The sequence below is a fragment of the Streptomyces coryli genome, from assembly GCF_011044975.1.
Classification (GTDB): Bacteria; Actinomycetota; Actinomycetes; order Streptomycetales; family Streptomycetaceae; genus Streptomyces; species Streptomyces coryli.
Genome location: NZ_JAAKZV010000474.1, coordinates 1 through 2,739, shown reverse-complemented (window position 1 = coordinate 2,739; position 2,739 = coordinate 1). Strand labels below are relative to the sequence as shown.

Genomic DNA, 2,739 nt, shown 5'->3' with positions numbered 1-2,739 from the left:
GGTCAGGTGGGGCGGCTCGGGTCGGGGCGGCTGGTCGAGCTGGTCGCCATCGTGGCGCTGATCGCGGCGTATGTGCTGCTGGCCCGTACGGTCCTGCGGGAATGGCTGCTGCCGCCCGCGGGCGTTCCGGTGGGCCGGACGGGGCGGCGGCGGTGAGGTGATTCCTCGTGGGTGGGATGAGAAATGGCCCCCGGCGTTGTTGCAGCGTTTGATTGGACTTGACGACTGATCCGTTACCGCCGGGATTACAGGGAGACCACGACGCCATGACGGCCGCCGCCAGCACCGAGACCCCCAAGGTCGACTTCTACTTCGACCCCGTTTGCCCGTTCGCCTGGATCACCTCGCGCTGGATCCTCGAGGTGCAGCGGCAGCGCGAGCTCGATCTGCACTTCCGCGTGATGTCGCTGTCCGTGCTCAACGAGAACCGCGACGACCTGCCGGAGCAGTACCGCGACCTGCTCAGCCGCGGCTGGGGCCCCGTCCGCGTATGCATCGCCGCCGCGCAGGAGCACGGCGAGGAGGTGCTGCCCGGCCTGTACACGGCGCTCGGCACCCGTATCCACAACCAGGAGATCAAGGATTACGACGAGGCCATCAAGGGCGCCCTCGAGGAGGTCGGGCTGCCCGCCGCGCTCGCCGAGGCCGCGCACTCCGACGCGTACGACGAGGCGCTGCGCAAGAGCCACCACGAGGGCATGGACCCGGTCGGCCAGGAGGTCGGCACCCCGACCATCCACATCGACGGGGTGGCCTTCTTCGGGCCCGTACTCACCGAGATCCCGCGCGGCGAGGAGGCGCTGAAGATCTTCGAGGGGGCGCGGCTGCTGGCCGGCTACCCGAAGTTCTTCGAGCTGAAGCGGACCAGGACCGGGGAGCTGAACTTCGACTGAGGCTGCAGCCGGCGGAGACTCAGAGCTCCACCGGCAGCCGCGAGTCCACCCCGCGCCCGTAATCCGGGTCCGAGCCGCGGATGTGGATCGCGTGCTCGATCACCCGGGCCCGGTACAGACGCAGCTGTCCCGGCGGCCGCAGCTCGGCCGCCGGGAACGGCTTCTGCTCCGGGAAGCGGGCGCGGCAGGCCACCTCCGCGACCTGCGGCAGCTCGGTGTCCGGGACCTGCTCCGCCCGCGCCTCCAGGTATACGGCCTGCGCCTTGCCGATCGCGGCCATCGAGTCGAAGATGACGATGCTGACGGCGGGGGCGCGGGCGATATTGCGGGAGTGGCGGGCGGCGGGGGCGGAGATCCAGTACAGGATCCGGTAGCCGTGCGGCGCGTAATAGACCGGCGTCACCCGCGCCCGGCCGTCGGCGTCCGTGGTCCCGAGGGTCATATAGCGGTTGCCGTCGATGAGGTACCTGGCTATCTCGTCGGGCTTCAGCCGGGAAGTCATGGCTCCAGCCTGCACCTTGAGGGCGGGGTGGCGCTTCAGGTTTGCGGGACGGTTCTGGTTTGCGTGACGCCCGCCCGAAGGTGGTTGAAGAGCAGGTTCAGCGTGATCGCCGTGACGCAGCCGGCGCTGATGCCGCTGTCCATGACGGTCTGGAACCAGTCGGGGAACTTCGCGTACACCTCCGGGACCCCGACGGGCAGCAGCCCGACGGCGACGGACACGGCGACGACGGTGAGGTTATTGTTCCCGCTGAAGTCCACCTGGGAGAGGGTGCGTACGCCGCTCGCCGCCACCGTCCCGAACATCACCAGGCCGGCCCCGCCCAGCACCGGCGCCGGGATCGCCGCCACCACCGCGCCGAGCTTGGGCAGCAGCCCGAGCAGGACGAGCATGCCGCCGGCGGCCGCCACCACCCAGCGGCTGCGGATCCGCGTCATGCCGACGAGGCCGACGTTCTGGGCGTACGCGGTGTAGGGGAAGGTGTTGAAGACGCCGCCGAGGAGGGTGGAGAAGCCGTCCGCGCGCAGGCCGTCGGCGAGGGCGCGCGGCTCCACCTTGCGGTCCGTGAGTTCGCCGACCGCGATGAAGTCGCCGGTCGTCTCGGTCATCGCCACCAGGCCCACGACCAGCATCGAGATGATGGCGGAGACGTGGAACTCCGGCGCCCCGAAGTGGAAGGGGGTGCTGACGCCGAGCCAGTCGGCGTCGCCGACCGCGTTGAAGTCGGTGAAGCCGAGCGGGATCGCGGCGGCCATGCCGAGGACGATCCCGAGGAGGACCGCGATACGGGAGAGGGCGGGCGGCGCGAAGCGCTGGATGGCCAGGACGAGGAGGAGGACGGCGGCCGCGAGGGCGAGGTTCTTCGGCTCGCCGAAGTCCTCGGCGCCGGCGCCGCCGGCCGCCCAATTGCCCGCTACGGGGAGGAGGGAGGCGCCGATGATGAGGATGACGGTGCCGGTGACGAGGGGCGGGAAGTAGCGGAGCAGGCGGCCGAAGAGCGGGGCGAGGAGGACCATGGCGAGGCCGGCGACGATGACCGCGCCGTAGATCGCGGGGAGTCCGCCGCCCTCCGTGCCGATGAGGACCATCGGCGATACGGCGGCGAAGGTGCAGCCCTGCATGATCGGCAGCCGGACGCCGAAGCGCCAGAAGCCGATGCACTGGATGAGGGTGGCTATGCCGCAGATCAGGAGGTCGGCGGTGATGAGGTAGGCGATGTCGGCGGGCGGGAGTTTCATGGCGCCGCCGACGATCAAGGGGACGGCTACGGCGCCGGCGTACATGGCGAGGACGTGCTGGAGGCCGTAGGCGAGGAGCTGGGGGGTGGGGGGTACGGCGTCTACG

General features: G+C 70.5%; 3 protein-coding genes. 1 reads left to right on the top strand and 2 read right to left on the bottom strand.

What is annotated here, in order from left to right; genetic code table 11:
• The first annotated feature begins 266 nt into the window (after positions 1-266).
• Entirely contained in the window at positions 267-893 is a 627-nt protein-coding gene (locus tag G5C51_RS41395) for a DsbA family protein (protein ID WP_165246016.1), read from the top strand.
• A 19-nt stretch (positions 894-912) separates the two neighbouring features.
• On the opposite strand, the gene G5C51_RS41390 is transcribed toward G5C51_RS41395, so the two are convergent.
• Both G5C51_RS41390 and G5C51_RS41385 read right to left on the bottom strand, forming a co-directional pair.
• Entirely contained in the window at positions 913-1,395 is a 483-nt protein-coding gene (locus tag G5C51_RS41390) for a pyridoxamine 5'-phosphate oxidase family protein (RefSeq protein WP_165246014.1), read from the bottom strand.
• 35 nt (positions 1,396-1,430) lie between these two features.
• Positions 1,431-2,739, bottom strand: a 1,309-nt coding sequence (locus G5C51_RS41385; RefSeq protein ID WP_165246012.1) for a nucleobase:cation symporter-2 family protein, incomplete at its 5' end; no start/stop codon positions are given.

Coding starts and splice junctions, on each gene's coding strand:
- G5C51_RS41390 (WP_165246014.1), bottom strand. CDS start 1,395: ATGACTTCCCGGCTGAAGCCCGACGAGATAGCCAGGTACCTCATCGAC.
- G5C51_RS41395 (WP_165246016.1), top strand. CDS start 267: ATGACGGCCGCCGCCAGCACCGAGACCCCCAAGGTCGACTTCTACTTC.